At 74.0% G+C, this 16,130-nt stretch carries 16 protein-coding genes and 1 pseudogene; 4 read left to right on the top strand and 13 right to left on the bottom strand.

What is annotated here, in order from left to right; all coding sequences use genetic code 11:
- Window positions 1-34: 34 nt before the first annotated feature.
- Genes O7635_RS02420 through O7635_RS02395 form a run of 6 tightly spaced genes read right to left on the bottom strand, consistent with a single transcriptional unit; the run spans window position 35 to window position 5,629 of the window.
- On the bottom strand, window positions 35-1,591 hold the full coding sequence (locus tag O7635_RS02420; RefSeq protein WP_278078748.1) for a SpoIIE family protein phosphatase: 1,557 nt from the start codon (window positions 1,589-1,591) through the stop codon (window positions 35-37).
- Complete coding sequence (locus tag O7635_RS02415) at window positions 1,578-2,924, bottom strand: sensor histidine kinase (RefSeq protein WP_278078747.1); 1,347 nt, start codon at window positions 2,922-2,924, stop codon at window positions 1,578-1,580. The genes O7635_RS02420 and O7635_RS02415 overlap by 14 nt, the downstream gene beginning before the upstream one ends.
- On the bottom strand, window positions 2,921-3,937 hold the full coding sequence (locus O7635_RS02410; RefSeq protein ID WP_278078746.1) for an ATP-binding SpoIIE family protein phosphatase: 1,017 nt from the start codon (window positions 3,935-3,937) through the stop codon (window positions 2,921-2,923). The genes O7635_RS02415 and O7635_RS02410 overlap by 4 nt, the downstream gene beginning before the upstream one ends.
- A complete protein-coding gene (locus O7635_RS02405; protein ID WP_278078745.1) occupies window positions 3,925-4,344 on the bottom strand; it encodes an ATP-binding protein in 420 nt (139 codons plus the stop codon). The genes O7635_RS02410 and O7635_RS02405 overlap by 13 nt, the downstream gene beginning before the upstream one ends.
- Entirely contained in the window at window positions 4,341-4,775 is a 435-nt protein-coding gene (locus tag O7635_RS02400) for an STAS domain-containing protein (protein WP_278078744.1), read from the bottom strand. Before O7635_RS02400 ends, O7635_RS02405 begins: the two co-directional genes overlap by 4 nt.
- Window positions 4,775-5,629, bottom strand: coding sequence for an STAS domain-containing protein (locus O7635_RS02395; RefSeq protein ID WP_278078743.1), 855 nt, complete (start codon window positions 5,627-5,629; stop codon window positions 4,775-4,777). The genes O7635_RS02400 and O7635_RS02395 overlap by 1 nt, the downstream gene beginning before the upstream one ends.
- Before the next feature lie 117 nt (window positions 5,630-5,746).
- On the opposite strand from O7635_RS02395, the gene O7635_RS02390 reads away from it, so the two are divergent.
- Window positions 5,747-6,781 (top strand): ADP-ribosylglycohydrolase family protein, encoded by a 1,035-nt coding sequence (locus O7635_RS02390; RefSeq protein ID WP_278078742.1) that lies wholly within the window; start codon window positions 5,747-5,749, stop codon window positions 6,779-6,781.
- Here the strand turns inward: O7635_RS02390 and O7635_RS02385 are convergent.
- From O7635_RS02385 to O7635_RS02370, 4 genes are all read right to left on the bottom strand, one after another.
- Window positions 6,766-6,945 (bottom strand): hypothetical protein, encoded by a 180-nt coding sequence (locus O7635_RS02385; RefSeq protein WP_278078741.1) that lies wholly within the window; start codon window positions 6,943-6,945, stop codon window positions 6,766-6,768. The genes O7635_RS02390 and O7635_RS02385 overlap by 16 nt on opposite strands.
- Window positions 6,946-7,010: 65 nt before the next feature.
- Window positions 7,011-7,247 (bottom strand): S1 RNA-binding domain-containing protein, encoded by a 237-nt coding sequence (locus O7635_RS02380; RefSeq protein WP_278078740.1) that lies wholly within the window; start codon window positions 7,245-7,247, stop codon window positions 7,011-7,013.
- Between the two features lie 163 nt (window positions 7,248-7,410).
- On the bottom strand, window positions 7,411-8,832 hold the full coding sequence (locus tag O7635_RS02375) for a trypsin-like serine protease (protein WP_278078739.1): 1,422 nt from the start codon (window positions 8,830-8,832) through the stop codon (window positions 7,411-7,413).
- 96 nt (window positions 8,833-8,928) lie between these two features.
- Window positions 8,929-10,248 (bottom strand): FAD-binding oxidoreductase, encoded by a 1,320-nt coding sequence (locus O7635_RS02370; RefSeq protein ID WP_278078738.1) that lies wholly within the window; start codon window positions 10,246-10,248, stop codon window positions 8,929-8,931.
- 47 nt (window positions 10,249-10,295) lie between these two features.
- Here O7635_RS02370 and O7635_RS02365 point away from each other — a divergent pair, with 47 nt between their 5' ends.
- A complete protein-coding gene (locus O7635_RS02365) occupies window positions 10,296-11,690 on the top strand; it encodes a PLP-dependent aminotransferase family protein (RefSeq protein WP_278078737.1) in 1,395 nt (464 codons plus the stop codon).
- Between the two features lie 30 nt (window positions 11,691-11,720).
- Here O7635_RS02365 and O7635_RS02360 read toward each other — a convergent pair.
- Together O7635_RS02360 and O7635_RS02355 are read right to left on the bottom strand one after the other, a co-directional pair.
- A pseudogene (locus tag O7635_RS02360) lies at window positions 11,721-13,151 on the bottom strand (PH domain-containing protein); the annotation flags it as partial.
- Window positions 13,148-13,639: a PH domain-containing protein gene (locus tag O7635_RS02355; protein WP_278078736.1), complete on the bottom strand. Its 492-nt coding sequence runs from the start codon at window positions 13,637-13,639 to the stop codon at window positions 13,148-13,150. The pseudogene O7635_RS02360 and the gene O7635_RS02355, both read right to left, overlap by 4 nt.
- Window positions 13,640-13,755: 116 nt before the next feature.
- Here O7635_RS02355 and O7635_RS02350 point away from each other — a divergent pair, with 116 nt between their 5' ends.
- Complete coding sequence (locus O7635_RS02350; RefSeq protein ID WP_278078735.1) at window positions 13,756-15,024, top strand: sensor histidine kinase; 1,269 nt, start codon at window positions 13,756-13,758, stop codon at window positions 15,022-15,024.
- Complete coding sequence (locus O7635_RS02345; protein ID WP_278078734.1) at window positions 15,021-15,683, top strand: response regulator transcription factor; 663 nt, start codon at window positions 15,021-15,023, stop codon at window positions 15,681-15,683. Before O7635_RS02350 ends, O7635_RS02345 begins: the two co-directional genes overlap by 4 nt.
- Here O7635_RS02345 and O7635_RS02340 read toward each other — a convergent pair.
- Window positions 15,680-16,120, bottom strand: a complete 441-nt coding sequence (locus O7635_RS02340) for a GNAT family N-acetyltransferase (RefSeq protein WP_278078733.1) — start codon at window positions 16,118-16,120, stop codon at window positions 15,680-15,682. The genes O7635_RS02345 and O7635_RS02340 overlap by 4 nt on opposite strands.
- Between the last annotated feature and the right edge of the window lie 10 nt (window positions 16,121-16,130).

The following is a 16,130-nucleotide window of genomic DNA, read 5'->3' as shown; positions in this document are numbered from 1 at the left end:
CCTATGCGAAAAGCGTTAGGAACGGACCGTTCCTTCAGCTGCGGCGGAGGGCGACCACGGCGATGTCGTCGCCGACCGGGGGAGTGGCCAGGGCCAGCAGGTGGTCGGCGTAGCGCTCCAGGTCGGGGTCCGGGCTGGCCGCGGCCGCGGCCAGTTGGGCCAGGCCGTGGTCGATGTCGCTGGTGCGGCGTTCGACCAGGCCGTCGGTGTAGAGGACCAGCGTGCCGCCGGGTGGGAGCACCAGGTCCAAGTCGCCCGGCCGCGGCGCGTCGATGCCGAGCAGCGGCGCGCGGTGTTCGACGAAGCTCGCCCGGCCGTCGACGACCAGGACCGGTGGCGGGTGGCCGGCGTTGGCGAAGCGCACCTGGCCCGTGACCGGGTCGAGGATGAGCAGGCAGATGGTGGCCAGCTCGCCGGGGAGCAGCCGGCGCAGCAGTTGGTTGGTCAAGGCCAGCACCGCTCCGGGCGGATGACCTTCCACGGCGTACGCCCGAACGGCGTGCCGCAGCTCGGCCATGACCGTGGCGGCGTAGAGGGAGTGGCCGGTGACGTCGCCGATCGCGGCCAGCATGTGCCCGTCGAGCATCGTCAGCTCGTAGAAGTCGCCGCCGACCTCGGTCTGGGCGCTCGCCGGCACGTAGCGCACCGCCAGGTCGTAGCCGGCCAACTCCGGGATCCGCTGGGGCAGCAGGCTGCGCTGCAGGGTCAGCGCGATCCGGTGTTCCTCGTCGTAGGTCCGCTGCGCCTCGACCGCCGACGCGACCGCCTGGACCAGCAGCCGCAGCACGTCGGCCTGTTCGCGTAGCGCGGTCGTGGGCACGGCCACGTGCACCGGCGGCCGGTCCTCGCGCAGTCGGGCGGTGCCGACCGCCACCTCGTCCGTCGGCCACTCCAGTTGGGGCCACTGCACCGCGCCGTCGGTGCGGATCAGCGCGCCGACCGGCACGACCGCCGCCGCGGCGGGCCACTCGCGGACGACCGCCGGGCTCGCCGCGTCGGTCACCGCGGCCACCAGCCGGTCGCCGGCCGAGCTGCCCGCCGTGATCGTGTCGGCGGCCACCACCGCTCCGCTGCCGAAGATGGCGGCGGCCCCGGCTGCGGCCGCGGTCAGCAGTTCGGTGAGCGTGCGCGCGGAGTTGACCGCCACCGTCGTCTCGGCGAGCCGGGTCAGGCCGAGTGCCAGGGTTTCCGCGTGCCGCCGGGCCCGGTAGTAGCGCAGCACCGCGTGCGCGGTCGCGACCAGCTCGTCGGGCTCGATCGGCTCGGCCAGGTAGGCGTCGGCGCCCCGGGTCAGGCCCTGGGCCCGGTCGGCGACGTCGACCGCGTGCGCCGAGACGTGGATGACCGGCGTCGCGGCCAGCGTCGGGTGGGCCTTGATCCGCTCGGCCACCTCGAAGCCGCTCATGTCGCCGAGCCGCACGTCGAGCACGACGAGGTCGATGTCGCCGGCGGTGACGCGTTCGAGGGCGGCCGTGCCGCTGTCGGCCTCGTAGACCCGCAGGCCGGCCCGGGTCAGCCAGCGGACCAGCAGGTAGCGCTTGGCGTCGCTGTCGTCGACGACCAGCACCGTGGCGGACTCAGGATGCTCCATCGTCACCCGCCACCGGCAACCGGACGGTGAACGTGCTGCCTGCGCCGGGCTCGCTGGCCACGGTCAGCGCGCCACCGAGCAGGGTGACCAGGCGGCGGGCGTACGGCAGGCCGAGGCCCGTGCCGGTCGCGCCGGTGGGGGAGTGACCGGGTACCTGGTAGAACTCTTCGAAGATCCGCTCGTGCAGCTCGGGCGGGATACCGACGCCGGTGTCGACGACCTGGATCAGCCAGTCGTCGCCGTCGCGGGTGGCGGACATCCGCACCTCGCCGGCCGCGGTGAACTTGAGCCCGTTGTGCAGCAGGTTGCGCAGCACCTGGGCGAGCAGGACCTCGTCGGAGCGGATGGTGGCCTCGCCGGGCGGGTCGACCACCACGAGGTCGACGTCGCCCGTGGCCATCGCGCGCACCGTGCCGCGCAGCTGGCTGAACAGCACCCGCAGGTCGACCTCGGACCAGTCCGGCTGGATCGTGCCGGACTCGGCCTTGGCCAGGTCGAGCAGGTCGTTGACCAGGCGCAGCAGGTCGTTGGCCGAGCCGCGGATAAGCTCGACCTGGCGGGACTGGTCCTCGGTCAGCGGGTCCGAGGCGGGGTCGTCGAGGAGCCGGGCGAGCCCGATCACGGCGGTGACCGGGGCGCGCAGCTCGTGGCTCACGTTGGCCAGGAACCGGGTCTTCGCCTCGCTGGCCGCCCGCAACTGCGCGGACCGCTCGTCGAGCTCGGCGTAGAGCGCGACCACGCCGCGGTTGGTCTCCTCCAGCTCGCCGGAGAGCTGGTTGTAGAGCGCCATCACGCCGCGGTTGGTCTCCTCCAGCTCGGCGTTGAGCCGGGCCAGTCGGTCGCGGTGGGCGCGGGTCTCCTCGAGCGCGGCGAGCAGCTGCTCATTCTGCTCGGCCATCTCGTCGAGCGGGGTGCGGGGCGCGGAGGCCGCGAGCTCGGCGCGGACGCGCTCGAGGCGGTCGGGATCGACGCCCGCCCCGACCGGTATCCGCCGGCTCATCCGCACCACCGTCGTCGTCGGTCCGTCGTCGATCGTGAGGTCGTCGACCAGCCGGCCGAGGCTGGGCAGTTGGTCCATCCGGCTCGGGCCGATGGCGATGACCTCGACCTGAAGTTTCTCACTCCCGAGGCCGAACCACACTTCGGCGCCGGTCGCCGGCGGGCCGCCGCGGTCGCTGAACAGCGTGCGGCCGACCTCGCTGAGCGCGGTGGCCAGCCGCACCTGGTCCTGCCGTTCCAGGCCGACCGCGGCGGCGACCTCGCGGGCCCGCTGCCGGACGACGAACACGTCCGCCTCGGTGCGCAACAGCAGGTGCAGCAGCCGGTCCGTCATGCCCGCGCCACCAGGACGCACGCGTCGTCGCGCCGGGTGCCGGCGTCCCGCAGCACCGTCGCGGCGACCACCTGCGGCGAACGCCCGCGCAGGCCGGGGTAGCCGTCGAGGCTCCAGCGGTCGACCACGCCGTCGGAGTGCATCACCAGCAGCGCGCCGGGCGACGCCGGATAGCTGAACTCGCGTACCGTCCGGCGCTGGTGTCCGGCGATGCCGGGCAGCGAGACGAGGCCGCGGCGGCTGGTGTCGTCGAGCAGGAAGCCGGCGATGTTGCCGAGCCCGGCGTAGCGGATCTGGCCGTCGTCGACCTGGGCGACCGCGACCGCGGCGCCCCGCGTGTACGCGATGCCGCGGTGCAGGTGCTCGACGACCGCGGCCGGCGGCCCGGCGGGCGCCGTCCGGAACGCCTGGACGGCGGCCGCGGTGGCCACGGCCGCCAGGGGCCCGTGCCCCAGGCCGTCGCAGACCAGGACCTGCAGCCCACCGTCGACCACCCGCGTCGCGTAGCCGTCGCCGCAGACCTCTTCGCCGCTCATCGCGCGACTCACCGCCGCGACGGAGGCGGCCGTGGGCGCCGGACCCGGCCAGACCTGGGCGACGGCGACCGTGCCGCGGCCCTCGACCGAGCTCATGTCGAGAAAACCGGCCTGCCGGGCGATCGCGCCGAGGCCGATGCCGAGCGTCCCGGCGGTGGAGTGCCCGTCGCGGGCCGACCGGGTCAGGTCGCTCATGCCCGGCCCGGAGTCGACCGCGATCAGCTCGACCCCGGCGACGTCGCCGGTCCGCGCCGGCCGGACCAGCAGGCGGCCCTCGTCGGCGTGCTTGACCAGGTTGCTGGCCAGCTCCGTGGCGACGATCGCGAGCGTGCCCACCCGGGCTTCGTCGAGGCCGACCTCGGCACCCAGCTCCTGGGCGGCCCGGCGGACGGCGCTGACGGCGCTGGACTCCTCGAGCCGGAACCACAGTCCACCGTCGACGAGCCCGCTCGCGCGGCTCACCGCTACCGCGCCCATTTCGTGACGGTCACCCGGGTGCCCCGGCCCGCCGCGGTGTCGATGTCGAACTCGTCGACCAGCCGGCGGGCGCCGCTGAGCCCGAGGCCGAGCCCGCCGCCGGTGGTGTAGCCGTCGGTCAGAGCCAGGTCGAGGTCGACGATGCCGGGCCCGTCGTCGGCGAACACGATCCGGACCCCCTTGCGCCGACCGGCATCGAGCACGCTCACCTCGGCGTCGCCGCCGCCGCCGTAGACCAACGTGTTGCGGGCCAGTTCGCTGGCCGCGGTGACCAGCTTGGTCTGGTCGACCAGCGACAGTTTGGCCGCGACCGCGACCGTGCGCACCAGCTGCCGCACCCGGACCACGTCTTCGTCGGCCGCGATGGTCACGACCTGTGGCTCGCTGAGGCCGACGCCGGTGGTCACGATGTCGCCGTGGGGCCGCGGTCGAGATCCAGGTCGAGGCCGAGGTCGTCGAAGGACTCGACGTCGGAGGGCGCGGCGGGCCGGGACTGCGCCAGCAGCTCCATGCCCCGCTCGACGTTGAGCGCGGTGCGGATGCCGTCGAGCGACAGACCGAGCTCGACCAGCGTGATCGCGACGGCGGGGCGCATGCCGACGACCACCGTCTCGGCGTCGAGCACGCGTGAGATCGAGGCGATCGAGGAGAGCATCCGGCCGACGAAGGAGTCGACGATGTCGAGCCCGGTGATGTCGATGATCACCCCGTGGCATCCGGTCGCGACGATCCGCTCGGCCAGGTCCTCCTGGAGCGCGAGGGCGGTCTGGTCCTGCATGTCGACCTGGATCGAGACGAGCAGGAGGTCGCCGATCTTGAGGACCGGGACGCGTTCCATCAGTTGCTCCGAGCCCGGCGGGCCAGCTCGATCATTCGCAACGCGTGTCGCAGCGCGTCGGCCAGCGTCGCCTTGGTGGCGATGTCGCCGAACTCGATGCCGAGCGCGACGATCGTCTGCGCGATCTGCGGGCGGATGCCGGAGATGATGCACTCCGCGCCCATCAGCCGGGCCGCCACCACGGTCTTGAGGATGTGCTGTGCGACCTGGGTGTCGACGGCGCCGACGCCGGTGATGTCGATGATGGCGTACGGCGAGCCGGTGTCGACCAGCGTCTCCAGCAGCCGTTCCATGACGACCTGGGCGCGGGCCGAGTCGAGCGTGCCGACCAGCGGGATCGCGACCACGCCCTCCCAGAGCTTGACCACCGGCGTGGCCAGCTCGAGCAGCTGCTCGGCCTGGTCGGCGATCAGCTCCTCGCGGGTCTTGGCGTAGGTCTCGAAGGTGAACAGGCCGAGGTCGTCGACGACCAGGCCGACGGCGATCAGGTCGGCGAGCACCTGCGGCTCGGCGCTGCGCACGTCGACCACGTCGAACAGGGCGCGCTTGAGCCCGAACACGGTGACCGCCGTCTCGGAGGCGCTGAAGCCCTGCCGGGCCCGGCTCCTGGACAGGTCGACCAGCGTGGCGCGCAGCCCGGCCGAACCGTCGGCGGTCAGGTCGAACCCGTTTCCGGCGCCCAACGCCTCCACGAACGCCCGGTGCAGATCCTGCACCTGCTTCTGCAGCTCGGCCCGCGTCAACCGGCCGCGCAGCGGCGCGGCGAGCGTGTCGGTCCAGCTCGCGTTCAGCTTGTCGGCGTGGGCGTCGAGCAGCGTCGCCAGGCGGCCGCTCTCCTCCGCGGTCAGTCCCATCCATACCCTCCCCGAGAGCCCGAGCCGGCCGGTCGGACGCGGCCAGCCGGCAGACCGTACCACCGTGCGTCGAATTCATGCCTGGCGGCAACTACCTGGGTACCTAGGATCACCGGGATGTCGTATCGAGCGCGGGTGCGGGGCTGTCTGTTGGGCGGGGCGATCGGGGACGCGCTGGGAAATCCGGTGGAGTTCCTGTCGATTCACCGGATCAGGGAACGATTCGGTCAGGAGGGCCTGACCGACCTGGTAGGTGACCCTGCGTTGATCACCGACGACACGCAGATGACCCTCTTCACGGCCGAGGGGCTGATCCGGGCGAGCGTGCGGTGGGACCGGGGCGTCTGCCATCCGCCGTCGGTGGTGCACCGGGCCTACCTGCGCTGGCTCGACACCCAACGGCTTCCGGGCCCGCCCGCCGACGTCGACGGGTGGCTGGCGGGCCACGAGTTCCTCTACGCCCGTCGCGCGCCCGGCAACGCCTGCCTCTCCGGCCTGTCGACCGGGCGCATGGGCACACCCGACAACCCGGCCAACCCCGACTCCAAGGGGTGCGGCGCCGTGATGCGGTCGGCGCCGTTCGGCCTCCATCCGGGCTGGTCCGCGGCGCAGGCGTTCGACCTGGCCGTCGAGTGCGCGGTGCAGACGCACGGTCACCCGTCCGGCTACCTCGCGGCCGGCGCGTTCGCGGCGATCGTCCACGCGCTGGCGGTCGAGGAGCGCGGCCTGGTCGAGGCCGTCGAAGGCGCGCTGACCCTGCTGCGCCAGCGGCCGCGGCACGACGAGGTCACCGGCGCGCTGGAGCGGGCGCTGACGCTGGACCGCGCGGTCACGCCGGAGCGGGTCGAACTGCTCGGCGGCGGCTGGGTGGCCGAGGAGGCGCTGGCGATCGCCGTCTACGCCGCGGTGGCGTTTCCCGGCGACGTGCGGCGGGCCCTGCTCGCCGCGGCCAACCACGCCGGCGACAGCGACTCGACGGCCGCGATCGCCGGCAACCTGCTCGGTGCGTGGCACGGCGAGGACGCGCTGCCGACGGACTGGGCCCTGCGCGTCGAAGGCCGGGACCCAATCCTCGAGGTGGCCGACGACCTGGCGCTCGAGTTCACCAACGGGCGGCGGCCGTGGTCACCGGCCCGCTATCCGGGCGCGTAGGGGCGGCGGTCGAGGACGGTGACCAGCCAGTGTGCGGTCGACTCGGTGAGGCCGTCGGCGATGACGCGCCGGCGCGAGCCGTCGTCGACGACGAGCTGACACCAGTCACCGTTCTGGTCGACGGCGTAGATGGGTGCGTCGGCGGACGCGGTGGGGCTGTTCACGGAGAGGTCAACGAACGGCGGCCCGGTTGGTGTCCGGGGGCGGCGCCACCCCCGGGCACGATCAGTCAGGCGGGGTGCACGGCGAATCGCCGGGTGTCCGCGTCGATGGCGGCGATGCGGACCGGGACGACCGCGCCCTCCTCCAGCGGGGTCGGCCACTCGCGCACGGGCGCGAAGCCGTCGACCTCGCCGATGCGGACGAACGCGCCGAACGGCACGACGCTCACCACGTCGCCGTGCACGACGGCGCCGACCTGGTAGCGCGCGACGAACGCGGCCCAGGCTTCGTCGGTTGCGGGCATGTCAGGAATTCACCTCCTCTCGAGGACGCGCCAGCAGGGCGATGAGAGAAGGTGCCGCCGGCGGGCCGCGGGCCCGCGGGGCGGTCAAGAGATGGCCGGGTAACCGTTCTGAGAAAGGCCCGTCAGAGGGGCCGACCCGGCAGTCACCCGGCCATCATAACCGTCAGAGCGTCAACGTCCAGGAGTTGAGATAGCCGGTGTCGGCCGACGCCGCGTCCCGCACCCGCAGCCGCCACGTGCCGTTGCGGGCCTCGCTCGACAGGTTGACCGAATAGGTCGTGTCGAGGTTGTCGGCGCTGCCGCCGCTGCGGTTGTGCAACGTGTAGGCGGTGCCGTCGGGAGCGACGAGCGACACGACCAGGTCGCCGCGGTACGTGTGCACGATGTGCACCTCGACGCTGGACGTGCTGGACGCATTGCCGGCGCAGCCCGACACGGTGATCGAACTCTCCACCGTGGACAGATCCGGGATCGACAGGTCGGCGCCGTTGGTCACCGCGCCGCAGCCCCCACCCACCGGGTTGACCGTCCAGGTGTACGACGTGCTGCCCGCGCCGCCGGCCGAGGCGGTCGCGGTCACGGTGACGCCGTAGCTCCCGGCGGCCGTCGGGGTGCCGGTGACCGTGCCGGTGGACGACGAGATCGCCAGGCCCGGGGGCAGGCCGGTGGCCGACCAGGTGTAGGGCGCGGTGCCGCCGGAGGCGCTGTGCGCCGCCGAGACCGCGGTGCCGACCGTCGACGTCCGGTTGCCCGGGTTGGCCACGGTCACGCCGCCGCTGCCGGGCGGGCCACCGCCCAGGGAGACCGCCGCCGCGAGGATGTCCGCCGCGAAGTAGCGCACCTCGGTGTAGACGCCGGGCGCGTTGGGCTGGGCGCACCCAATGCCCCACGAGGTGATGCCGACCTGGACCCACTGGTTGCTGGCGTCGCGCTTGAACATCGGGCCACCAGAGTCGCCCTGGCACGTGTCGATGCCGCCGCCGGGCAGCACGCCGGCGCAGATCTCCTCGTTGGGGATCAGACCGGAGTAGGAGCCGCCCTGCGCGGCGCAGGTGCTGTCGCTGATGAACGGCACGGTCGCCTTGCGCAGGTAGCGGGACTGGCCGCCGCCCTGCACCGTCGCGCCCCAGCCGGCCACCGTGAAGGAGCCGTTGTGCAGCGAGGTGTCGGTGGCGATCTTCAGCAGCGGGCTGTTGATGGGGCTGGACAGCCGGATCAGCGCCCAGTCCTTGCCGTCGCCGTTGTAGCCGGGTGCCCGGTAGACGTAGTTGGACGTGCGGGTGGTCCGCGCCGGGTCCTGGAGGTCGACGACTCCCCAGGTCGCGGTGATCGACGTGTTGTTGCCGGTGCCGTTGACGCAGTGCGCGGCGGTGAGCACCAGGCTGGGCGTGTACATCGCGCCGCCGCAGCCCATCGACAGCCGCACCATCCACGGGAACTCGCCCTGGGTGGCCAGTGTGCCGCCGACGACCTGGTCGGGGCCGCTCGGGACCGGTTCGGGTGCGGCGCTGACGGGTCCGGCGCCGCCGGCCACCATCGCCAGTCCGGCGACGGCGGCCAGCACCATACGTCCAAGTCGGGACAAGTCTTCCTCCCCATCGAACCTTGTGAGTTTCGCGGAATCTACCTCCTTCGATGGACTTTCGGTCATCCCGAATTGCCCGGTAGCTCGGCATGATGGTCAGCTCGCCGGCGCGATGTTCTGGTTGAGGTGGAAGACGTTGGCCGGGTCGTAGGTCCGCTTCAACGCGGCCAGCCGGGCCAGCTTCTCGGCGCCGAAAGCCCGGCGGACACCGGCGGCGCCCTCGTCGCTGAGCACGTTGACATAGACACCGCAGGAGTACGCGTCCAGCGGTCCCGCGGCGGCCCGGGCGGCGGCCATCCGGTCGGCGTCCTCGGCCGGGTCGGTCCACCGGGCCGCGGCGACGAGCTCGAACAGCGTGCCCCGCTGGGCGTACGCCGCCTCGCTCTCGGGCACGTCCTGGATCGCGCCGCCGTAGGCCTGCAGCGACATCGCCGGCCGCAGCGCCGGGTCACCGCCGCCCCGCGCGGCGAACGCCTCGGCCGCCTCCGCGGGGAACCGGTCGAGGTAGAGCCCCTTCCAGTAGCGGCGGAAGTGGTGGCCGCCGGTGCTGTCCTCCATCGTTTGCAGCTCCAAATAGGACAGTTCGCGGACGGTCTCCTGGCGGGGCCGGCCGAGCGCGGCGAAGTCGGCGGTCAGCCGGCGGCCCGCCGCGGGGTCGCCGACCCAGACGAAGCCGACGTCGACCAGGCCGCTGGAGCCGACGCCGGCGGTGAAGGTGGCCTGGCGCGGCGCGGTGGCGTTGAGGTCGCGCCAGCCTTCGAGCACCGGCACCGCGTCGGCCGGGTCGAACGAGTAGTTGACGAGCAGGGCCCGCGTGCCGACCTCGTGCAACCGGAACTCGAACGAGGTGACGATGCCGAAGTTGCCGCCACCGCCGCGCAGGCCCCAGAACAGCTCCGGGTGTTCCGTGCGGCTCGCGGTGACCACCTCGCCGTCGGCGGTGACCACCTCGTACGACAGGACGTTGTCGCACGTCAGCCCGTGCTGTCGGGCCAGCCAGCCCATGCCGCCGCCGAGGGTGAGGCCGCCGACGCCGGTGTGCGAGACGTTGCCGGCCGTGGTGGCCAGGCCGTGGCGCTGGGTGGCCCGGTCCAGCGCGCCGAGCAGCGCGCCGCCCTGCACCCGGGCGGTGCGCGCCGCGGGGTCGACGGTGACGCCGCCCAGCGGGGTGAGGTCGATCATCAGGCCGTCGGCCGGAACCGAGAGGCCGAGCACGCTGTGGCCACCGCACCGCACGCCGATCTCGAGGTCGTGCTCGCGGGCGTAGCGGACCGCGTTGACCACGTCGGCGACCGTGCCGCAGCGCACGATCAGCCGGGGCCGCCGGTCGACCATCGCGTTCCAGACGGAGCGGGCGTCGTCGTAACCGAGGTCGGTGGGGGAGAGAACCTGGCCGGTGAGGGGTGTCGTCGTCATGGCACCTACCGTGCCAAGAATCGGTACAGACAATAAGCTCCGATTCCATGGCGGAAAGCTGGACCAATTCGAGTACGGCCGCCGACCTGCTCGTGGCGGTGGACCGGACGGCCGCGGTGGCGCTGCACCGCCAGATCGAGTCGGCCATCCGCGACGGCATCCGCACCGGCCGCCTGCCGCTGGGCGCCTCGCTGCCGCCCACCCGGACGCTGGCCACGGACCTCGGGGTGTCCCGCGGCATCGTCGTCGAGGCCTACCAGCAGCTGGTCGCCGAGGGCTACCTGAGCAGCCGCCCCGGCGGCTACACCCGGGTGGCCGCCGGCCCGGCCGCGCCCCGGTCGGCGCCGCCGGTCGAATCGTCGCCGCCCGTCAGGATCGACTTCGGGTACGGGCGCGCCGACGTGGCGCATTTCCCCCGTGCCGCCTGGTTGCGGTCGCTGCGGCGGGTGCTGACCGTGGCGCCCAACGACCGGTTCGGCTACTCCAGCGGCCGGGGTGTCCCCGAGCTGCTGCTCGCGCTGCCCGACTATCTCAACCGGGTGCGCGGCGCCGCCGCCACTCCGGCCACGACGGTCGTCACCAACGGCTTCGCGCAGGGCATCGCGCTGGTCATCCAGGTGCTGGCCGCGCGCGGGGCACGCCGGATCGCCGTCGAGGACCCGTCACCCGACGACGACGCCCGGGCCCACGCCCACGCCGCCGGCCTCGAGGTGGTCGGGGTGCCGGTCGGCGCGGACGGCGTCGACGTGACCGCGCTGGCCGCCGCCTCCGCCGACGCGCTGGTGGTGACCCCGTCGCACCAGTGGCCGACCGGTGGCGTGCTGCCGGCCGCGGCCCGGGCGGCGGTGCTGGGCTGGGCCCACGCCAACGACGCGGTCGTGGTCGAGGACGACTACGACGCGGAGTACCGCTACGACCGCGCTCCCGTCGGCGCGCTGCAGGGGCTCGGTCCGGAGCGCGTCATCTATGCCGGCACCACCAGCAAGACGCTCGCGCCGGGCCTGCGCCTCGGCTGGCTGGTGGCCCCGCCGGCCCTGGTCGACGACCTCGCCGCGGCGAAGCAGGCGGCCGACCGCGGCTCGTCCGCGCTCGACCAGCTCGCCTTCGCCGACTTCCTCGCGCACGGCGAGTTCGACCGGCACCTGCGCCGGATGCGGCCGGTCTACCGGCGCCGCCGGGACGCGCTGCTGGCCGCCCTGGCCGCGCACCTACCCGAGTTCCGGCCCGCCGGCGTGGCCGCCGGCCTGCACCTGGTCGCGTGGCTCCCGCCGGGTCTCGACGAGGACACCGTCGTCGCCGCCGGGCTGCGCAGCGGTGTCGGCGTGCACGGCGTCGGCCCGTACCGCCTGGCGCCCGGGCCGCCCGGGCTCATCTTCGGCTACGCGACCCTCGACCCGCCCGCCATCGACGAAGGGCTGGGCCTGCTCGCCGCCGCCCTGTGACACCAGCGCGGCCACGTCGGCGGCGGCGATGTCGAGCGCGGTGTAGGCGCCCTGGCCGGCCGCCGTCGTCGCGATCACCGTGGCCAGACCGAGCCGGCGCTGGAAGAACGACTGCTTGACCCGCCAGCCGATCACCGCCTGGTGGCGCAGGGCCGCGGTCGTGCGGGTGACCAGGCCCGACCGGACGACCAGGTAGCCGTCGTGCAGAGCATGACCCAGGCTGCGGTACGCGATGACGGCACCGGCCGTGGTGACCGCCAGCAGCGCTGGGAACAGCCAGGCGGCGGACGTGGCCCCGAGCCGGTCGGTGAACCGGGCGTCGAGCAGCAGCACGGCGGTGGTGCCGACGGAGGCCCAGAGGAACGCCTTGACCAGCCGGCGGCGCAGCGCGGCGGGCGGCGCGGGCCGCAACGGACGATCCAGCACGTCGTTGCGCAGAATCGTCGTCGCCACGGCCCGCGCCACGCTTACAGGGCCGCGCGGCAGGATCGTGGCGCCCGCGGTGGGGCTCCACAGGCTGATGCCCGTGGTGATCAGGCTGGACTCGGCGACGCCCAGCCAGCGCCAGGCCTGCGGTTCGCGGATCTGGAAGCCGCGGATCCGGTGCTCCTCGCGGTCGACGGAGTGCGTACGCAGCAGGCCCTGCGTGGTCCGCAGGGTGCCCGCGTGGCTGGTCAGCCGGAAGTCCCAGTGCGACGTGACGAAACCGCCCGCGAGGCCGGCGCTGCCGACGACGGCGAAGCCGACCGCCGCGACCAGCACGACCCAACCCACCGGCACACCGTCGGCCAGCGAGCGGGCGTGGTCGAGGGCGTCGTAGCCGAACAGCCGGCCGAGCCAGTAGGCGCCCCAGAGCAGGCCGGCGCCGGACAGGATGCCCCAGACGCTGAGCAGGTTGTAGAGGATCCAGGATGGCTGGAACCGGGCCAGCACCTCGCCCGGCGGCGGCGCTTCGGCGTCGGCCGCGCTGTCCGCGTCGGCCGCGCTGTCCTTGTCGGCCGTGCTGTCCGCGTCGAGGAGCTGGTGCAGCCGCCGCGCGGTGGCGGTCGAGACGGCGTCGATGCGCAGGGCGGCGGTGGCGCCGGCCACCCCGGTCAGCCCGGCGCCGACCGTCACGACCCGCAGCCCGAACAGCCGGTGGGTGAGCCGGGCGTCGCTGCCGACGCTGCGGATCCGGTCGCGGGCGATCCAGCGCTCCTTGCGGACGAACAGGCCGCCGCGCACCTCGACCCGGTCGGGCGTGATCCGGTAGCGGGTGGTGGCCCAACGGGCCAGGTCGGCCGCCGCGCGGGTCACGCCGAGCACCGCCACCACGATCGCCGGCCACGCGTCGCCCGGCGCGAGGCCCAGCAGGCCGGCCGCGACCGCGGTGGGCACCAGCGAGATCGCCGCCCGCACCAGGTCGACCGCGATGACCTTGCGATCGAGTCGCAGCCAGGTCGCTTCCGCCGAGTCGGTCATGTCGCGTCGCCGGCCGTGCGGTTGACGGTGGCGGTGAGCGCGGCCGCGACCTCCGTCGCCTCCGCGTCGGGCAGGGCGACGAGCTGCACCGGCCCGCTGGCGGACGCGGTGGTCACCGTGACGGTCGCCAGCCCGAGCAGCCGTTGCAGCGGGCCGCGGGTGGCGTCGACGGTCTGGACCCGGGACAGCGGCGCGACCCGCCACTCCCGGACGAACCAGCCCGACAGCGCGTAGACGGCGTCGTCGGTCGCCTCCCAGCGGTGCACCCGGTAGCGCCAGGTCGGCACCACGGCCGCGTGCGCCACGATGATTACCGCCAGCGCGACGAGCAGCGGGCCGAGCCACGCGCGCCACGACTCGACGAAGGTGAAGACGATCAGGCCCGCGGCGATCGGTGCGGCGCCGCCGATCACCCCGCGCAACGTCCACCAGGCGACCGCCCGTGGCGCGACCCGGTGACGTGGTGGATGCAGTCCGAGTTCCCCCATCGACACAGGGTGCCGGCCAGGAGTGGGCCGCGCCACTATCCAACGGCTATCCGGGGTGGCCGGTCGACCAGGATTAGTGGTCGAGCGGCGTGCGACGGGCGTCGTACCCTCGCGACATGAGCCCGCCCCGGCCCGATCCGTTCCACGCGCCGCGCTGGCTGCTGCCCGCCGAGCTGGCGGGTCTCTCCGTCGACGAGCCACGTCGACGCCGCACCGTGCGCGACTGGGCGGCCGACGCGCTGCTGTTCCTGTTGGCGCTCAGCCCGTTGGTGATCGCGTCGGACGGGCAGCCCTACTACGCCGGTGTCGTGCCGCAGTGGTTCCACTCCGTCGACCCGTTCGTGACCCTCGCGGCCTGCCTCGCGCTGTGGTGGCGGCGCCGGTTCCCCATCGCGGTCGCCGGCTTCGTGTTCGTGGCCTACATGGTCGGCGACAGCGCCGTCGGCGCGGCGCTGGTCGTGGTCCTGACGGTGGCGGTGCACCGCGGGTGGTTCACCGCCGTGCTGGTGACCGACGCGTTCCTGGTGCCGTCGCTCTGGTTCAGCTTCGCCCACCCGCCGCCCGACGTGCCCTGGCAGGTGATGGCGGTCACCGTCCTGCTGATGTTCGTCGTGCCGTTGGTCTGGGGCATGGCGGTGCGGTCCCGGCGGCAGGTGGTGGTCGGCCTGCGCCGCGACGCGGAGTGGGTGGCGCGCGACCACGAGCGCCGGCTCGCCGACGCCCGCCGGGCCGAGCGCGAGCGGATCGCCCGGGAGATGCACGACACCCTCGCCCACCGGATCTCGCTGATCTCGGTGCACGCCGGGGCGCTGGCCTACCGCACCACGCAGGCCGAGGCCGGCGCGGGCCGCCCGCTGGACGCGGCCGACGTCGGCGCGGCCATCGAGGTCATCCACGGCAACGCGCGGCGGGCGCTGGTCGAGCTCGGTGACGTGCTGGAGGTGCTGCGCACCGGCGACGACGAGCCGGCGCCGGGCGACGCCGGGCCGCCGCAGCCGCAGATCGCCGACATCACCCGGTTGGTCGCCGACGCGGAGGCCGTCGGCCAGCGGGTGACGGTCGCCGTCGACTGCGCACCCACCGAGTCCCTGCGGGCCGCCGTGCAGCGCACCGTCTACCGCACCGTCCAAGAAGGACTGACGAACGCCCGCAAGCACGCGCCGGGAGCGAAGGTGGAGGTGCGGGTCACCGGCGCGCCGGGCGAGGGCGTGGTGGCCACGGTCAGCAACCCGCTCGCCCCCGGCGCGGCCGTCAGCGCCATCCCGGGCGCCGGCGTGGGCCTGGCCGGTCTCGCGGAGCGGGTCGCCCTCGACGGCGGCACGCTCGAACACGGTGCCGACCGGGGCAGCTTCCGGCTGGTCACCCGGCTACCGTGGCCGGCATGACGGAGCCGGTCCGGGTGCTGCTCGTCGACGACGACGCCCTGGTGCGGGCGGGCCTGCGGCTGATGCTCGGCGGCGCGCCCGACATCGAGGTGGTCGGCGAGGCGGTCGACGGCGCGGCGGTGGCCGACCAGGTGAACCGGACCCGGCCCGACGTGGTGCTGATGGACGTGCGGATGCCGGTGGTCGACGGGATCGCGGCGACCCGGGCCCTCGCCGGCACGCGGCCCGCGGTCATCGTGCTCACCACCTTCGACGCCGACGCGACGGTGGTCGAGGCGATGCGGGCCGGCGCCGCGGGCTTCCTGCTCAAGCACACGCCGCCCGAGCAGATCGTCGACGCGGTGCGCCGCGCGGCGGCGGGCGAGCCGGTGCTCTCGCCGAGCGTCGCCCGGACGCTGATCGAGCATGTCGCGGCCGCCGGCGACCGGGCGGGCCAGGGCCGCCGGGACAAGGCACGGGAGCGGCTGGCGTCGCTCTCCGAACGCGAACGGGCGGTGGCCGCGGCGGTCGCCGAGGGTCTGTCCAATGGCGACATAGCGGAGCGGATGTTCATGTCGGTCGGCTCGGTCAAGGCCCACATCTCGAGCGCGCTGACCAAGCTCGACCTGACCAACCGGATCCAGCTCGCGCTACTGGCCCACGACGCCCGCGACGACTAGACAGGCCCCAAGCGGGCGACGACCTCGTCGTCCTCGCGCTCGCCGGTCTCGACAAAGCCCAGGCTGGCATAGAGCGCGCGGGCGACGGTGTTGTCGGGCCGGTAGGAGAGGGCGAAGCTGGGCGCGTCGATCTCGGCCAGGGCCGCGCTGACCGCCGCCCGCCCGTACCCCTGGCCCTGCTGGGTCTCGTCGATCAGGATCCCGCCGAGCCAGGCGGCGCCGTCGGCCGGGTCGATCGCCCACATCAGGAAGCCGACGACCGTGCCGGCGCCGTCGGTGACGGCGAGCGGGCGCCAGCCGACCGGGCTGTAGTGGCAGAGCGCGAGGTAGTAGGCCGGCTGGGCGACCCACTCCTGCTGCGACTGTTTGACCGACAGGGCGGCGACGGCGCGCCAGTTGTCGGCGTCGACGGGCCGGAGGGTGACGGTGGTGTCCATGGCGGCGATA

It is taken from the genome of Asanoa sp. WMMD1127, from assembly GCF_029626225.1.
Lineage (GTDB): Bacteria > Actinomycetota > Actinomycetes > Mycobacteriales > Micromonosporaceae > Asanoa.
Note: the sequence above shows the minus strand (reverse complement) of the source record. Positions and strands in the feature narration are given on the sequence as shown.

Coding starts and splice junctions, on each gene's coding strand:
- O7635_RS02380 (WP_278078740.1), bottom strand. CDS start 7,247: ATGCCCGCAACCGACGAAGCCTGGGCCGCGTTCGTCGCGCGCTACCAG.
- O7635_RS02395 (WP_278078743.1), bottom strand. CDS start 5,629: ATGGGACTGACCGCGGAGGAGAGCGGCCGCCTGGCGACGCTGCTCGAC.
- O7635_RS02370 (WP_278078738.1), bottom strand. CDS start 10,248: ATGACGACGACACCCCTCACCGGCCAGGTTCTCTCCCCCACCGACCTC.
- O7635_RS02415 (WP_278078747.1), bottom strand. CDS start 2,924: ATGACGGACCGGCTGCTGCACCTGCTGTTGCGCACCGAGGCGGACGTG.
- O7635_RS02340 (WP_278078733.1), bottom strand. CDS start 16,120: ATGGACACCACCGTCACCCTCCGGCCCGTCGACGCCGACAACTGGCGC.
- O7635_RS02355 (WP_278078736.1), bottom strand. CDS start 13,639: ATGGGGGAACTCGGACTGCATCCACCACGTCACCGGGTCGCGCCACGG.
- O7635_RS02345 (WP_278078734.1), top strand. CDS start 15,021: ATGACGGAGCCGGTCCGGGTGCTGCTCGTCGACGACGACGCCCTGGTG.
- O7635_RS02410 (WP_278078746.1), bottom strand. CDS start 3,937: ATGGGCGCGGTAGCGGTGAGCCGCGCGAGCGGGCTCGTCGACGGTGGA.
- O7635_RS02400 (WP_278078744.1), bottom strand. CDS start 4,775: ATGGAACGCGTCCCGGTCCTCAAGATCGGCGACCTCCTGCTCGTCTCG.
- O7635_RS02350 (WP_278078735.1), top strand. CDS start 13,756: ATGAGCCCGCCCCGGCCCGATCCGTTCCACGCGCCGCGCTGGCTGCTG.
- O7635_RS02390 (WP_278078742.1), top strand. CDS start 5,747: ATGTCGTATCGAGCGCGGGTGCGGGGCTGTCTGTTGGGCGGGGCGATC.
- O7635_RS02420 (WP_278078748.1), bottom strand. CDS start 1,591: ATGGAGCATCCTGAGTCCGCCACGGTGCTGGTCGTCGACGACAGCGAC.
- O7635_RS02365 (WP_278078737.1), top strand. CDS start 10,296: ATGGCGGAAAGCTGGACCAATTCGAGTACGGCCGCCGACCTGCTCGTG.